Genomic DNA, 14,462 nt, shown 5'->3' with positions numbered 1-14,462 from the left:
CCTCAGAGCGGGATCACGAGCGGCGATCCGGACACCGGGTCCGGCATGATCCGGGCCCGAAGGCCGAAGGCGGTGGCGAGGTTCGCCGCCGTCACGACCTCCTCCGGCGGCCCTTCGGCCACCAGCGAGCCGCCATGTCCGAAGAGCACGAGATGGTCGGAGTGGCGCGCGGCGAGATTGAGGTCGTGCAGCACGCTGACGACGGTGGTGCCGGCGTCGCGGTTGCGCTTCCGCATGAGGCTCAGCACCTCGATCTGGTGCGGCAGGTCGAGCCAGGTCGTCGGCTCGTCGAGAAGAAGGAACGGCGTCTGCTGGGCGAGCACCAGCGCGAGCCATGCCCGCTGGCGCTGTCCGCCGGACAGCTCCGCGAGCTGCCGGTCCCTCAGCGCCGTCATCGCGACGGCCTCCAGCGCCTCGGTGAACGCCGCCTCGTCGGCCTGCGTCCACGGCGACAGGAGGCCGCGCCAGGGCGTGCGCCCGCGCCGCACGAGGTTGCCGACGGTGATGCCCTCGGGCGCGAGCGGGGCCTGCGGCAGGATGCCGATGCGGCGGGCCAGCGCCCGCGTGTCCTGCCGCCTGATGTCCGTGCCGCCGAGCGTGATGTCGCCGGAAACGGGCCGGATCAGGCGGGCGAAGGCCTTGAGCAGGGTCGACTTCCCGCAGCCGTTCGGGCCAAGGATCGCCGTGACGCGGCCCGTCGGAAGCGCGAGCGACAGGTTCCGGGTCACGATCGCCGAGCCGTAGCCCAGCGTCAGGTCCCTGGCGCGCAGCGTGGTCTCGCTCACAGCTCACCCCTCTCGATTTCCCGCGACAGGCGCCACAGGAGGTAGGGCGCGCCCAGCGCACCCGTCATGACGCCGACAGGCAGCTGCAGGCCCGGGATGGCGGCGCGCGCGGCGAGGTCGGCGGCGAGCATCACGCAGGCTCCCGCGCCGGCCGCGGCGACAAGCCGGGCTCCGGGCGCCCGCGCGCCCACGAGCCGCGCGCCGAGTGGCGCCGCCATCAGCGCCACGAAGGGCACCGGCCCCGCGACGGCCACCCCCGCCGCCGCGAGCCCGACCGCCGTGGCCGCGAGCATCCAGCGCGCACGCTCGACCCGCAGGCCGAGGCCGGCGGCGAGGTCGCGTCCGAGCTCCAGAAGGTCGAGTGCGCGCACCTGCAGCGCGAGCGCCAGGGCGAGGGCGGCGCCGATCGCCCAGACCTGGAGCGCATGGCTCCAGTCGCGCGCGGCGAGCGAGCCGGAGAGCCAGCGCTGGGCCTCCATCGCGCCGGAGGACGGGAGCCGCGTCATCAGGAATGAGCCGAGGGCCGAGGCCGTGAAGCCGACGCCCAGCCCGACCAGCACGAGGGTGATCGCCGGCGTCGGGTGGCCCGGCCGGTGGGAGAGCAGGGCCACCAGAACCGCCGCCGCCAGTCCGCCCGCCGTGGCGACGAGCGGCAGCGGCAGCGCGAGCCCGAGGGCGACGGATGCGAGGATCGCGAGGCCCGCGCCCGACGTGAAGCCCATGATGTCGGGCGCCGCGAGCGGGTTCCGGAACAGCATCTGGAAGACCGCGCCCGACAGCCCGAGAACGGCCCCGGCCCCGGCCGCGACGGCGACGCGGGGCGCGCGAAGGACCCGCACGGTCAGCGCCCCCGGCCCGTCCCCGCCCCACAGGCCCTGCCACAGGTCGGCGAGCCCGATGCTCACCTCGCCCACCGTCAGTGAGAGGGCGACCAGCAGGACCAGGAGGAGGGCGAGGATCGGCGCGCGCATCACGCCTGCTCTCCGGGCTTCAGCCTGCGCGCGATCAGGACGAAGACGGGGCCTCCGAGGAGGGCGGTCATGATCCCCGCCCGGATTTCGGCCGGAGCGAAGATCAGCCGGCCGGCCGTGTCGGCGATGAGCAGGAATGCGGCGCCGAGCGCGGCGGCGGCGAGGAGCTCGAGACGCAGCACGTGGCCGCCGATCCGGCGTGCCAGCGGCGGAACCATCAGGCCGAGGAATGCGATCGGACCCGCGACGGACACCGCCGCCCCCGTCAGCGCCGTCACCGCCACGAGAGCCTGCGCCTGCGCCATTCGCGGGCCGACGCCGAGGCCTCGGGAGAGGGAGCTGCCGAGCGAGAGCGCCTCGAGCCGTGGCGCGATCGCGAGCGCGATGAGGCCGCCGCCGAGCACCACGAGGCTCATCGCCCCTACCGGGCGCTCGATGGCGGAGGAGAGCGAGCCCACGACCCAGAAGCGGGCGACCTCCAGCGTGTCGGCGCGCATCAGGACGATCCCGTGGACGAGGGACAGGAGCAGCGCGTTCATCGCGGCGCCCGCCAGCGTCAGCCGGATCGGGCCGGCATCGCCGCTCAGCCCTCCGCCGATCGCGAAGACGGCGACGGCGGCGAGCGCGGCGCCCGGGAAGGCGAGGGCGGTCATCATGCCGTGGTCGGTGGCGCCGAGGAGGAGGGCCCCGAGCACGATCGCCAGCGAGGCGCCAGCGTTCACCCCGAGGATGCCGGGCTCGGCGAGGGGATTGCGCGTGAGCGCCTGCATCACGCTGCCGGCCATGCCGAGCGCCGCCCCCGCGACCAGTCCCGCGGCAAGGCGCGGCGCGCGGATCCACAGGATCGTCACGTGGTCGGGGTTCTGCGGGTCGGGGGCGAGGATCGCCTGCCAGAGCGCTGCGAGCGGCACGTCGCGCACGCCGACGGCGAGCGTCAGCAGCGTCCCTGTCGCAAGGAGCAGGATGACGAGTGCCCAGCGCTTCACGGCGCAAGCCCCGCTTCGCTCGCCGAACGGACCTCCGTCGCGGGATCGCCGTCCGCCGCCGCGGCGAGATCCGCCTCGAGCTCCTCGAGCGCGAACGGCATCGACAGCACGCTGCCATGCGACATCGCCGCCGCCGCGAGCTGTCCCGCCAGCACCTCGCGGCCCTCGACATGGGCCGCGAGCGTCCGGCGCATCGGCAGGGCCGCGAGATCCTCCACGCTGCCGAACCCCGACACCCAGACGAGCAGGTCGGCGTCGAGCGGGGAGAGATCCTCGGGCGAGAGCGGGACGTAGAACTCCTCCGGCCCCGACAGCCGCGCGACCTCGGCGGTCGGACGGAAGCCCAGATCCGCCAGGAACTGCGCCCGGTTGTCCACGCCGATGAAGGCGCCCGTCTCGCCACCCCTGTGATAGGCGGCAACCGCCGTCTTGCCTGCCCAGGAAGGGTTGCGGGCCTGCGCGTCGGAAAAGGCCTGCCGCGCCTCGACGACACGCCGCTCCGCCTCCGCCTCGCGGCCGACCGCACGCCCGATCCATCTCGTCGTCTCGTCCCAGGGCATGCCGTAAGTGGTGTATTGCGGCGCCTGCATCAGCACCGGAGCGATGCGCGACAGCACGGCATATTCGGCCTCGGAGATGCCCGAGCCGATCGCGACGATGAGGTCGGGGCTTAGCGCCGCCACCCTCTCCATCGACACTTCCCCGGATAGGACCTCCGGCTCCGCTCCATCGAGATAGGGCTGCGCCCACGGCCAGACGCCGAAGGGGTGGTCGCCGAACCAGTAGCGCACGGCGACGGGGGGAACTCCGAGCGCCAGGAGGGGGTCGTGGGTCGTGTAGCCGAGCGACACCACGCGCCGGGCCGGCGCGGGCAGAACCGTCTCGCCATAGGCGTGGGCGAAGCGAAGGCTCTCGGCGCCCGCAGCACGGACGGGCAAGAGGCCGACGGCGAGCGCGGCCAGCGCCTCCCGGCGTGTCGGTCCCACGCGCCGTGCCGTGTGCCGTGCGCTCGCGGTGCTCCGGTCAGGGCGTCGTGGCATCTCGCATGTCCCTCGGTCGGCACCCGCCGCGGCCGAGGCCGCTTTGGCGATTGCCCCCGTGCGCAGAACCCTGATAATCGCGATGCGCTGCTCCCCCCGAACGATGCCAGATGGAGCTTTGCGCGCGATGAGCTTCTGCCATTCCATGACCTGCAGGACGCCGGGCATCACCGCCACCGCGCCGGTGAGGTGGCGCCAGCTCGACGGCGCGATGGGGGTCTTCTGGGAGGCCCGGGGCGAGAAGGGCGCCGAAGGCTACTACCTCTCTCCCGATCCGCGGATCGTCTTCTTCTTCAACGACGTGTCCCGTCACATCCGGATGTCCAGCGAGGACGGCGCGATCGAGCGGAGGGGCCGTCCGATGACGCGTGCGGTCTACGTGCCGGCGGGCATGCCGATGTGGACGCGGTTCGCGGCGGAGCACGAGTTCTCGCATCTCGACGTTCATGTCCACAGGGACTTCCTCCTGGGGGCGATCGCGCCCCATCTCGGCCGTTCCGCGGCCCTCGCCGTTCTCAAGCGGCCCGTCGAGCTTCAGGACGTGGCGGCGATCGAGGTGCTGGCGAGCCTGCTCGCGGGCGAGGTGACGAGCCCCACGAAGCACCCCCTCTACGCGCAGGGCCTCGTCACCACAATGGCCGCCGGCCTGCTCGACATGGGCCGGAGCGGGCGGGAGGCGGGCGGGGCAGGCTTGAGCGGACCCGAGATGGCGGCCCTCGCGTCCCATCTCGAGGAACAGGGGACCCGCCGGGTGACCACCTCCGAGATGGCCGGTGTGCTCGGCCTGTCGGAGACCTCGTTCGCGCAACTGTTCAAGGCGACGACGGGGGAGTCGCCGCTTCAGTGGCAGCTCAGGCGGCGGGTCGAGCGCGCGCAGGACCTGCTCGCGAAGACGGATCTGAGCATCGCGGAGATTTCCGCCCAGCTCGGCTTCTTCGATCAGCCTCATCTGACGAGAGTGTTCCGCCAGTGCGCGGGGACGACGCCGGCCGCCTGGCGCCGGGCGGCAGAGCGTTCCGGCGCGCGGCAGGCGGGGGCGACCCCTCGCGGGGGCAGGTGAGGGGGCGCGATCTCCCGGCCGCCGCAAGGTCCGAACCTCCTCACCAGCTGTGGCGCAGCGTGAGGTAGGCGGCGCGGCCGGGATTGTAGAAGTCGGCGCCGAAGCCGCCATAGGCGACGTGCTTCTCGTTCAGCAGGTTCGTGACGTTGAGCGCGAGCTCCGTGTTCTCCGACACCTCGTAGCTCATGTTCGCGTCGAGGACGACGTGGCTGTCGGAGGACTGCGTGTTGGCGTCGTCGAAGAAGTACGAGCCCGTGTAGCGGGCGCCGAGCCCGAATGTCGTGTCTCCCCTGCGGCCGGCTCCCTCCAGCGTGTAGTTCACCCACAAGGACGCCAGGTGTTCCGGCACGAGGCTCGGCCGGTTGCCTTCGGTGCCGTCGCCGCCATTCTCCACGATCTCGGCATCCATGTAGGAATAGGCCGCCGTCAGGCTGACGTTCCGGATGAGCTCGGCCTTCGCCTCGAGGTCGACGCCTCTGACCCGGACCTCGCCGATTGTGGAGGGGTTGCCGAAGGGATCGGTGCGCGTGATGTTGCTCTTCGTCAGGTCGTAGATGGCGGCCGTGACGAGCGTCCGCGCACCGAAGGGCCGGTATTTCATGCCGAGCTCGTACTGCTCGCCCAGCTCCGGCTCGACGCCCACCCCGGCGGGGACGGCGGATTCGGCGTAGCTCGCATAGGCGGAGAGGTCGGGGGTGATCTTGTACGTGGCTCCCGCCCGCAGCGTGGTCTCACCGAAATCGCCGCTCTGCGAGAGGCCGCTCAGGACGTTCCTCTCCGTCGTCTCGAGGTCATCGTAGCGCAGGCCCGCATTGAGGATCAGCCTGTCGGCGAGACGCAACTCCTCCTGCACGTACACGGCGCGGTTGTCGTGGTCGGTCCTCGTGCTGGCGAAGGGAGAGATCGCGGAAAGGTCGATGCCGCCGGTGTAGACGGGGTTCCGCCAGTCGATGTTCGGCGCGGGCGTCCACCACGTCGCGTTGTCGGTCGAGGTGTCGGCATATTCCGCGCCGAGCACGGTCTTGCTCTCAACGAGCCCGAACGTCGCTTCGTACTGCAGCCTCGCGTCGGTGATGAAGGTCGTTTCCGCTCGGTCGTTCGCGAAGAAGGCTCGCGCAGCGATCGTGTCCTCCACGGACACCGTTCCGGAGATGTAGGCGTAGCCCCAATCCGTCTTCGCGTCGCTGTAGCGGGTGTTGGAATGGACGCTCAGGCCGTTGCCGAAGTCGTGGTCGAACATCACGTTGAGCGTCGTCCGCTCGACGCTCTGATAGTTGAAGTCTGGCTCGCCGAAGAAGAGGCCGCGGTTGAGACCGGCGCCCACGGGTTGCCCGCCGCTGCCCGGTGTTGCGTCGCGGTTGAGGTAATCGCCGACGACCGTCAGGGTCGTTGCGGCGCTGGGGCGCCATGAGAGGCCGAGCTGTGCGAACTGCTCGTCGTCCCGGGACTGGTCGTAATATCGCTCGCTGTCCTGGATCTTCGCCGCGAAGCGGTAGGAGAGCGTGTCGTCGGCGGTGATGTTGTCGCCGAAATCCACGCCCACCTCGACGTGCTCCCAGGAGCCGACGGTGCCGGAGACCGAGCCGAAGCGCTCGTGCTTCGGCGTCTTCGTGACGAAGTTGACCATGCCTCCGGGATCCGAGACGCCGAAGAGCGTCGAGCTCGCGCCCCTGACGACCTCGACCCGGTCGAACGCGAAAGGCTCCTCGCGCACGTTGCCGAACGGCGAGCCGAGCGACAGGCCATCGCGGTAGGTGTAGGCGTCGAAGCCGCGAATCTTGAAGAAGTCGTACCGGTCGTCCGACCCGTAGAAATCCGTGACGACGCCGGCGGTGTACTGCAGCACCTGCTCGACATCCTTCGCCCCGCGCTGCTCGATTTCCCTGGAGGTGATCACGGAGACGGAGGCAGGGATGTCGAGGATCTCGCCGGAGAGCTTGCCGCCGGCCGAGAGCTCGGTGGCCACGATCGTGGCCGAGTCGTCTATGCTCTCCTCCGCCTGGACCTCGATCGTCTCCAGATCGACGGTGGCGCCTTCCTGGGCCGCCACGCTCGCAGGCACGAGCGCGACGAGGGCGGTGCAACCGAGGAGAAGCGGGGCAAGGCGGGGAAGCTGGCCGGCCCGGCCTCCAGCCGGAAGAACTCTGGGGATGGCGACGATCGACATGGTTCACTTTCGCGCAAGTGGCTTCGGGAGATGGCTGGCTTGCGGCGAGTGGATCGAAAGCGACGGTGGCGTCGCAGTCGCCGGAGGCTGGCTTCCAAGACGAGGCGCGCGGTGTCGCGAGGCTGTCCCGCCGCGTTGCCGACGGCCGCGCGGGCCGCCGTGGCGCGTCGGGGAGCAACCGCGGACCACGCACGCACGCGCCTCCCCCTGCCGGGAAGTGTCGGACGTCCCGCGCACCCCTCGGCAGCCGCCTACACGACGGCCGAGCGGTGCGTCTTGTACGTTTACCTAATCTTGTATGCGATCTGAAGGTTTTCTGCGCCCGACTGGAACGTGCTCGCCGGCCGTGGCGCTGAAGCCACGGCGCAGGTCCACGGGTGCCTCACCGGAGCCCGCCGCTCGTCGCGGCGGCGCCGAGCATGAAGAGGAGCAGGACGAGGCCCGCCGCCGGCCACCGCGTCAGCGCGCTCTCGACCTTTAAGAGCCCGTCGCCCACCATGCCGGGGCGCTTCCACCCTCCGCCGATGGGCAGGCGAAGCGGTGGCAGGGTCGCCACCAGGCGCACGAGACCGTCGGTGAGCCTGCCGAGGGGAACGACGAGGTCTCCCTCCGGCACGTTCGGAGGCTCGAGCCGCATGACGCGAGCCGCGACGATCGCAAGGATGCCTCCTGCCAGCACGGGCCACAGGGCCGACCAGAGGTTCTCCGGCTTCAGCGGGTAGGAGAGAGCCTCGCCGGTCGCAGCGGCGAAGAGCAGCCACGGCACCGCGAGCGCGAAAGCCGCCGTCGCGAGCCACGGCCAGAGAAGGCCGGCTTCGGGCCGCGCCTCGGGCTCCGCCGCCGCGGTGGCGCGGACCACGATGAGGAAGCGCAGGACGAGGAGCGTCGTGCCGACCGCGCTGAGCGTCACGAGATGAAGCGGCAGCGCCGCGAACGACCCCTTGATCGCGAGCTTCGCCAGCGCCCCGCCGGTCAGCGGCAGTCCCGCGACACCGAGCCCGACGAGCGCCATGACGATCATGACCGACCGGACGACCTTCGGCCCCGAGGCGGCGATCACGCCGACGCCGAGGAACAGGGCGCCCTTCGCGAGCCCGTGATGGAGGGCGTAGAAGCTCGCGGATGCGAGCGTGCCGGGCGCTGGGTCGTGGCCGAGGGAAGTGCCGATGACGGCGACGATCACGCCCATCTGGCTGATGGTGGAATAGGCGAGCACCACCTTCGGGTGCGACTGTGTGAGCCCCACCGCCACCCCGGAATAGGCGGTTACGAGGCCTGCCGCCACGATGACGTCGCTCCACAAGGCGGGCCCCGCGCCTTCCGGCAGGAACTGGATCAGCCCGTATATGCCGGCCTTCACGATCGCGCCGCTCAGGGCCGCGGATGCGGGCGTCGGGGCGGCGGGATGCGCGAGCGGCAGCCACAGATGGAGCGGGACGAGGCCGGCCTTGATCCCGAAGCCGGCAAGAAGGAGTGCGATCGTCAGGTTCGGGTGGGGCGCCCCCGGCAGGGCCTGCCGGATCTCGGGGACGAGCAGGCTGCCGGCGCTCGTCGCCGCCATCATGAAGCCGAGAAGCAGACACGTCTCCCCCACCACCGCGAGGACGATGTAGACGCGGCCCGCCCGCAGCGCCTCGGCGCTCCGCTCGTGCGCGATGAGCGGATAGGCGGCGAGCGAGACGCACGCGAAGGCTGCGTAGAATGTCGCGACGTCGCCGGCGAGGAAGACGCCGAGATTGCCGGCGAGCGTGAGGCACCAGAAGGCGGCGAAGCGCGGCTGGTGGTCGGACCTCCTGAGGTAGCTCCGGGCATAGAAGCCCGCCGCGATCCACAGGAGCGACGCCATGGCGAGGAACATCGCGCCGTTGTCGTCGAGGGCGAGCCTCACGCCGATCAGCAGGTCGGGAGCCTCGAACGAAGTGTGTCGCGGCACCAGGAGCGCCGCGAGCAGGCCGGGAACCGGGGCGAGCGGCAGGAGCGACAATGCGTGCGGGCGAAGCGGCCCCAGAAGGCTCAGGAGTCCCGCGACGAGCGGCACGGCGATCGCCAGCGGGAGCAGGAGGGCGAGGAGGTCCGCGCTCATGGCAGATACTCCCGCTCGACGATCAGCGTCGCCCAGCCGAGCGGGCTGATCCACAGCCCCGCGAGGACGCCCGCGCCGAGAACCGAGATCGCCGTCACGACCGCCGGCAGGATCAGCGCGAGAGGACGTTCGGCCCCTGCCGAAACGGCGCCTTCGGGAGCAGGCTTGAACCACGCACGGTATATGAGCGGCAGGAAATAGGCGGCGTTGAGCAGGCTCGACCCGGCGAGCACGAGGATGACCCAGCCGCGTCCGGCCTCGAGCGCGCCCACCCCGATGAACCACTTCGACATGAAGCCCGCGAGCGGCGGCACGCCGATCATGCCGAGGGCGGCGAGCGAGAACGCGACCATGGTGAGGGGCATGCGGCGCCCGGCGCCGTCGAGCTGGTCCACCGAACGCACCTCGATCCGCTCGGCCAGGGCGCCGGCCGCGAAGAAGAGGGTGACCTTCATCAGCCCCTGGTGAACGAGATGCACCAGTCCGCCGATCGCCGCGATCGGGCCCGCGAGGCTCGCGCCGAGCACGATGTAGGACACCTGGCTGACCGTGGAGAAGGCGAGGCGGCGCTTGATGTCCGTCTGCTGCAGGGCGCGAACGGAACCGTAGATGATGGTGGCGGAGGCGATCAGCGCGAGGGGGAGGCCGAGCGCGAGCTCCTCGACGCGCGCGATGCCGTAGACGTCGTGGATGAAGCGAATGATCCCGAAGGCGCCTGCCTTGACGACGGCCACCGCGTGGAGGAGGGCGCTGACCGGCGCCGGCGCGACCATGGCGGTGGGGAGCCAGCCGTGGAGCGGGATCAGGGCCGCCTTCACGCCCATCCCGCCGACGCAGAGGACGAAGATGAGGCGTTGGGCCAGCGTGCCGGTGTCCTCGAAATCGAGTGGCGCGATGAACTCCACCGGCCCTGCGACGCCCTCGGCCCAGACGATCCCCAGGAGAAGCGCCGCGCTCCCGCCCATCGTGTAGGCGAGGTATGTGCGGCCCGCCGACAGCGACTTCTCGTCGCCGTTGTGCACGACGAGCGGCCAGGTCGAAAGGGTCAGGAGCTCGTAGAAGAAGAAGAACGTAACGAGCGACCCCGACAGGGCGATGCCGGTCGTGGCCGCGACGCAGAGGTTGAAGAAGCCGAAGAAGCGCGAGAGGTTCTCATGCCCTCCGAGGTAGGCGATGGCGTAGACCGTCGTAACGAGCCAGAGGAAGGACGAGAGCGTGATGAAGAGAAGGGAGAGCTCGTCCACCCTGAGGAGCATGTAGAGCCCCGGCACCAACGGGATGCGCAACTCGTACTCGTTGCCCGCGGCGACGCCCAGGAGGACGACGGCGATGAGCGCGAGCTTCAGGAGCGCGCTGCCGATTGCGACCGCGTTGCGCAGCCTGTGGCTGTCCTCCCGCAGGAAGAATGTCAGCACCGCCGGAACGAGCGGGCACAGCATCAGGAGGGCCGGCATGATCCCGCTCATTCGATGCCCTCGGTCGCCGTGAGGGACCGCCCGATCTGCAGGAGGGCGTAGGGGAGGCTCGCGGCGATGCCGAGGCCCACCGCGGCCAGGGCGAGGAGCAGCGGCACCACCTGCCTGCGTCGCGCGATCGCCTTGGCCGGCTGCGTCTCGCCGGCGAGGAGCATGAGCCTCAGCGGCCGGAAGAGATAGGCCGCGGCGAGGAGCCCGCCGCCGATCATGACGATCGCCAGGAAGACATGGCCTCCCGCCAGCGCGCCCGTCAGCATCAGGTACTTGCCGATGAAGGCGCCGCTCGGCGGCAGGCCCATGATCGACACCGCCGCGATCCCGAACGCGAAGACCGTCATCGGCAGGTCGCGGGCGAGCCCCGCCAGGCCCTGCAGTCGATCGTGGCCCACCGCCTCGATGACGATCCCTGCCGCGAGAAAGAGCGCCGCCTTCGCGAGCGCGTGGGAGAGGGCGTGGAAGATCGCGCCGCTCCAGGTGCCCGCTGTCCACGGCAGATCCTGCGCGGCACCCGCCAGCGGGAAGACGAGGAACAGATATCCGAGCTGCGCGACCGTCGAATAGGCGATGACGAGCTTCAGGCGCTCCTGGCGCATGGCGAGGAGGGATCCGTAGAGGATCGCGGCGACGCCGAGATAGCCGAGCAACTGCATGAGAACGCCACTCGTCTCCGGTCCGATGTCGAACCAGATCCGAACGAGGATGAAGAACGGCGCCTTCACCACCAGCGCCGACAGGAGGGCGCTGGCCGGCGTCGGCGCGTTCCCGTGCGCGGGCGGCAGCCAGGCGTGGAACGGGAAGAGGGCGGCCTTCGCGAGGAGGCCCGCCGTCATGAACGCGGCGGCGACGGTCATGGCGGTGTCTCCGGCGCCCGCCGAGCCCAGGAGCCCGATGTCGAACGTGCCGCTCCCCGCATAGATCAGGGCGACGCCCAGAAGGAAGACGAGGGATCCCGACAGCGCGAATAGGAGGTAGCGCATCGCCGCCTCCGTGCTGCCGTAGGCCACCATGGCGACGGCGGCGAGCGTCAGGAGCTCGAGCGCGACGTAGAGATTGAAGAGGTCGCCGCTCACGAAGACGGCGTTGAGCGCTCCCCACGTCGCGAGGAAGAGGGGCCAGAAGGTCGAGCGGCGGGTGGCCCCGCCATCCTGCCCGCCCTGCGCTTGGAACACGGCGACGGCGCATGCCACGAGCGCCGTCGTCAGAAGGAAGGCGCCGGAGATCCCGTCTGCCCGGAGCGCGATGCCGAGGGGCACGTCCCACCCGCCGGCCACGCGCTCGATCGGCGCACCCGACCACATGATCTCGATGCAGAGCAGCGCCGTCACGAGCAGGATGATGGGCGCGAGGGCCAGGGTGGCACGGGCGCCGTGGTGGCCGAGCGGCAAGGCGAGCAGGAGCCCGGCGAGGGGCAGCACCACCGTGAGTTCGAGGAGAGGCAGGGCCGCGAGTCCGGAGGCTGTCATGCGTCGCGGCTCGCATCCTCTCCGGGCAGCGTCGCGCGGCCCGTGTCCTCCACGAGCCTGACGAGCAGCGCCACGGCGAGAGCGGTCAGCGAGAGCGCGACGACGATGCCGGTGATGATGACGGCCTGCGGGACCGGATCGGGGCTGACGGCCCCCTGGCGGCTGCCGGCTCCGCCGAGCAGGAGGAAGATCCCGCTGCCTATGATGTTGAAGGCGAGGATGCGGCGCAGGAGGTGGGCCCTGGTGATGAAGCCGTAGAGCCCGACGCCGACCAGGCTCGCGCCGCAGAGCGCATAGACGAGGGCCGTGCTCATTCCTGGCGCCTCGGTACGCCGGCCACCAGCAGCGCCAGCGTGGCTGCGATGGACACTGTGAGCACGTATTCGATCGCCACGATCAGCATGCCGGCCACGTCCGCCGGGAACCCGAGGAACGTGCCGAGGAACGCTCCGCCCGTTCCGTAGGCCAGGAAGAGTGCCGGGCCCGCCACGATCGTCAGGCGGATGGCGGTGGAGCCGATCGCCGGCTCGTCCATCGCTCCCGACATGACGAGGAGGAGCCAGACCGCCGCCAGCACCGTGGCCGCCTGGAAGGCGCCTCCGGGCATAGAGCTTCCGGCCCAGACGAGATAGACGCCGACCAGCAGGCCGAGCGGCGGAAGGAGCCGGCCGAAGGTGGCGAGCACGCCGCCGTCCCGGGCGTGCTGGCGGAGGCCCGGTATGCCGCCCCAGAGTTCGTCGCGCGTCAGCGACCACACCGCGGCGAGAGCGACGGCGAGGACGATGGTCTCCATCAGCGTGTCGTACGCCCGGAAGTTCAAGAGGACGGCGGTCACGGGGTTGCTCACGCCGCTTTCCGCCACGTTCTCCCGCACTGCCGGCGCGAGCCCTGCGCCATCCGCGGGCAGTCCCACGAAGATGACCGCCACGAGCACGGCCACGCTGGCCGATGCGCCGGCGGCAAGGAGCCGCGCCGCCGAAGACGGACCCGGCGGCGTCTCCGTGGCTCCCTTCCGGTGCAGCTGCGACCAGGCGCCGATGAGAAGCACGCCGGTCAGCCCGGCACCGATCGCTGCCTCGGCCAGCGCCACGTCGACCGCGCCAAGTCGCATCCAGGCGAGGGCGATGAGGATGCCGTAGACGATGTAGAAGGCCACGGAGGCGAAGAGGTCACGTCCGGCGACCGCGCTGAGCGCGGCGACGACCGCGAGAGCGGCGAGCGCGACGTCGAACAGGAGCGCCGGGTTCATCGATGGTCGTCCGCTCCCGCCTCTTCGGGGGCGGTGCCCAGCGCGGCCCGCGCGATGAGTTGCGCCACGGTGGCCGCCGCGAGAACCGTGAGCATCCAGACGACGAGGATCTTCGCGATGCTCCAGGGCTCGGCCATGCGGATCGCCACGCCGAGCGAGATGAAGCCGAGACCGAGATTGTCCGCCTTCGTCAGGGCGTGGAGGCGCGAATGCACGTCAGGGAAGCGCAGGAGCCCGGCGGTCCCTGCGATGAAGAACGCCACTCCGACGAGGATACTCAGTGCGCTGAGCCAGTCCGCGACATTCATCCGTCCTCCTCCGGATCGCCAGCGCCGTCGGCGCTCGTGGCCTTCACGAACGCCACGGCGGCGAAGCTCGCGAGGAGGGCCAGAACCAGCGCGACGTCGATCATCGATGCGTCCCTGGCCGCTCCCGCGAGAACCAGGGCGATGGCGACGCCGCCCGTCCCGATCAGCTGCGCGCCCATCATCCTGTCCGCGCGGTTCGGGCCGAGATGCACGCGCACGAGGCTCGCCGCGACGGTGCCGAGAAGGCCGATGCAGGCGAGATACAGAAATTCATCCATCCTGCCGCTCCCGACCACGGGTGAGCAGGGCCGCGATGCGGCGCTCTTCCCCGGAGAGGACGGACGTCACGTCCTGCGACGTGTCGAGGCAATGCACGTAGAGCGTGTCGCCGCGCGAGCCCGCGATCAGGGTGCCCGGCATCAGGCTCATCTCGCTGCCCAGGGCGACGCGCGGTCCCCCGTGGGGCAGGGCGGTCGGGTGTTCGAGCCAGCCGGCCCTCAGCGGCTTCGACGGATGTAGCGCCCGCCACGCCACGTCGATGCCGCCAAGCAGCGAACGCCACATGAAGCGCGGCCAGAGGGCGATCAGCCCGACCAGGCTGTATCCCTGCGGCGGCATGAGCCGGAGGCTGAGATATGCCGCGCCTATGGCCGCGAGCGCTCCTGGCGCCAGTCCTTTGACGGCACCTCCGCTCAGCACAAGCCAGATGACGAAGAAGATGACGGAGCGCTTCAGCATGTGGTTGAAGGATGGGATCACCCGCATCCGTGTCAAGCGATCCTGCGGCTGCCGGGGTTCAATGCCGCACGATTGAGACATCGGATCGAGATGGACAAGGTCGGGCTCGCACCCGAGAGCGGCATCCCCCTGCCGCT

General features: G+C 70.8%; 14 protein-coding genes. 1 reads left to right on the top strand and 13 read right to left on the bottom strand.

What is annotated here, in order from left to right:
- Positions 1 to 2: 2 nt before the first annotated feature.
- The 4 genes from N177_RS11445 to N177_RS11430 are packed head-to-tail and all read right to left on the bottom strand — an operon-like array spanning position 3 to position 3,728.
- Positions 3 to 785: an ABC transporter ATP-binding protein gene (locus N177_RS11445; protein ID WP_023432488.1), complete on the bottom strand. Its 783-nt coding sequence runs from the start codon at positions 783 to 785 to the stop codon at positions 3 to 5.
- Positions 782 to 1,756, bottom strand: a complete 975-nt coding sequence (locus N177_RS11440) for an iron ABC transporter permease (protein ID WP_023432487.1) — start codon at positions 1,754 to 1,756, stop codon at positions 782 to 784. The genes N177_RS11445 and N177_RS11440 overlap by 4 nt, the downstream gene beginning before the upstream one ends.
- Positions 1,756 to 2,742: a FecCD family ABC transporter permease gene (locus N177_RS11435; protein ID WP_023432486.1), complete on the bottom strand. Its 987-nt coding sequence runs from the start codon at positions 2,740 to 2,742 to the stop codon at positions 1,756 to 1,758. Before N177_RS11435 ends, N177_RS11440 begins: the two co-directional genes overlap by 1 nt.
- Positions 2,739 to 3,728 (bottom strand): ABC transporter substrate-binding protein, encoded by a 990-nt coding sequence (locus tag N177_RS11430; RefSeq protein WP_023432485.1) that lies wholly within the window; start codon positions 3,726 to 3,728, stop codon positions 2,739 to 2,741. The genes N177_RS11435 and N177_RS11430 overlap by 4 nt, the downstream gene beginning before the upstream one ends.
- A gap of 181 nt (positions 3,729 to 3,909) precedes the next feature.
- Between N177_RS11430 and N177_RS11425 the strand changes: the two genes are divergently transcribed.
- Positions 3,910 to 4,842, top strand: a complete 933-nt coding sequence (locus N177_RS11425) for a helix-turn-helix domain-containing protein (protein ID WP_023432484.1) — start codon at positions 3,910 to 3,912, stop codon at positions 4,840 to 4,842.
- A 40-nt stretch (positions 4,843 to 4,882) separates the two neighbouring features.
- Here N177_RS11425 and N177_RS11420 read toward each other — a convergent pair whose 3' ends face one another.
- The 9 genes from N177_RS11420 to N177_RS11380 form a co-directional block, all read right to left on the bottom strand.
- Positions 4,883 to 7,009 (bottom strand): TonB-dependent siderophore receptor, encoded by a 2,127-nt coding sequence (locus N177_RS11420; protein ID WP_023432483.1) that lies wholly within the window; start codon positions 7,007 to 7,009, stop codon positions 4,883 to 4,885.
- Positions 7,010 to 7,391: 382 nt separating this feature from the next.
- Entirely contained in the window at positions 7,392 to 9,092 is a 1,701-nt protein-coding gene (locus tag N177_RS11415; RefSeq protein ID WP_023432482.1) for a complex I subunit 5 family protein, read from the bottom strand.
- The gene (locus N177_RS11410) at positions 9,089 to 10,558 is read right to left on the bottom strand and encodes a proton-conducting transporter transmembrane domain-containing protein (RefSeq protein WP_023432481.1); all 1,470 of its coding nucleotides are present in this window, start codon (positions 10,556 to 10,558) and stop codon (positions 9,089 to 9,091) included. The genes N177_RS11415 and N177_RS11410 overlap by 4 nt, the downstream gene beginning before the upstream one ends.
- Positions 10,555 to 12,030, bottom strand: a complete 1,476-nt coding sequence (locus N177_RS11405) for a complex I subunit 5 family protein (protein ID WP_023432480.1) — start codon at positions 12,028 to 12,030, stop codon at positions 10,555 to 10,557. The genes N177_RS11410 and N177_RS11405 overlap by 4 nt, the downstream gene beginning before the upstream one ends.
- A complete protein-coding gene (locus N177_RS11400; RefSeq protein WP_023432479.1) occupies positions 12,027 to 12,344 on the bottom strand; it encodes an NADH-quinone oxidoreductase subunit K in 318 nt (105 codons plus the stop codon). The genes N177_RS11405 and N177_RS11400 overlap by 4 nt, the downstream gene beginning before the upstream one ends.
- A complete protein-coding gene (locus N177_RS11395; RefSeq protein ID WP_023432478.1) occupies positions 12,341 to 13,279 on the bottom strand; it encodes a hydrogenase subunit MbhD domain-containing protein in 939 nt (312 codons plus the stop codon). The genes N177_RS11400 and N177_RS11395 overlap by 4 nt, the downstream gene beginning before the upstream one ends.
- Positions 13,276 to 13,587 (bottom strand): cation:proton antiporter, encoded by a 312-nt coding sequence (locus tag N177_RS11390; protein WP_023432477.1) that lies wholly within the window; start codon positions 13,585 to 13,587, stop codon positions 13,276 to 13,278. Before N177_RS11390 ends, N177_RS11395 begins: the two co-directional genes overlap by 4 nt.
- Complete coding sequence (locus N177_RS11385) at positions 13,584 to 13,865, bottom strand: MrpF/PhaF family protein (RefSeq protein ID WP_023432476.1); 282 nt, start codon at positions 13,863 to 13,865, stop codon at positions 13,584 to 13,586. The genes N177_RS11390 and N177_RS11385 overlap by 4 nt, the downstream gene beginning before the upstream one ends.
- Positions 13,858 to 14,352, bottom strand: coding sequence for a Na+/H+ antiporter subunit E (locus N177_RS11380; protein ID WP_023432475.1), 495 nt, complete (start codon positions 14,350 to 14,352; stop codon positions 13,858 to 13,860). Before N177_RS11380 ends, N177_RS11385 begins: the two co-directional genes overlap by 8 nt.
- Positions 14,353 to 14,462: the final 110 nt, after the last annotated feature.

It is taken from the genome of Lutibaculum baratangense AMV1 (assembly GCF_000496075.1).
Taxonomy (GTDB): Bacteria; Pseudomonadota; Alphaproteobacteria; order Rhizobiales; family Tepidamorphaceae; genus Lutibaculum; species Lutibaculum baratangense.
This window is presented reverse-complemented; position numbering and strand designations above follow the sequence as displayed.

Coding starts and splice junctions, on each gene's coding strand:
- N177_RS11395 (WP_023432478.1), bottom strand. CDS start 13,279: ATGAACCCGGCGCTCCTGTTCGACGTCGCGCTCGCCGCTCTCGCGGTC.
- N177_RS11385 (WP_023432476.1), bottom strand. CDS start 13,865: ATGGATGAATTTCTGTATCTCGCCTGCATCGGCCTTCTCGGCACCGTC.
- N177_RS11410 (WP_023432481.1), bottom strand. CDS start 10,558: ATGAGCGGGATCATGCCGGCCCTCCTGATGCTGTGCCCGCTCGTTCCG.
- N177_RS11440 (WP_023432487.1), bottom strand. CDS start 1,756: ATGCGCGCGCCGATCCTCGCCCTCCTCCTGGTCCTGCTGGTCGCCCTC.
- N177_RS11405 (WP_023432480.1), bottom strand. CDS start 12,030: ATGACAGCCTCCGGACTCGCGGCCCTGCCTCTCCTCGAACTCACGGTG.
- N177_RS11380 (WP_023432475.1), bottom strand. CDS start 14,352: ATGCGGGTGATCCCATCCTTCAACCACATGCTGAAGCGCTCCGTCATC.
- N177_RS11425 (WP_023432484.1), top strand. CDS start 3,910: ATGAGCTTCTGCCATTCCATGACCTGCAGGACGCCGGGCATCACCGCC.
- N177_RS11420 (WP_023432483.1), bottom strand. CDS start 7,009: ATGTCGATCGTCGCCATCCCCAGAGTTCTTCCGGCTGGAGGCCGGGCC.
- N177_RS11415 (WP_023432482.1), bottom strand. CDS start 9,092: ATGAGCGCGGACCTCCTCGCCCTCCTGCTCCCGCTGGCGATCGCCGTG.
- N177_RS11400 (WP_023432479.1), bottom strand. CDS start 12,344: ATGAGCACGGCCCTCGTCTATGCGCTCTGCGGCGCGAGCCTGGTCGGC.
- N177_RS11390 (WP_023432477.1), bottom strand. CDS start 13,587: ATGAATGTCGCGGACTGGCTCAGCGCACTGAGTATCCTCGTCGGAGTG.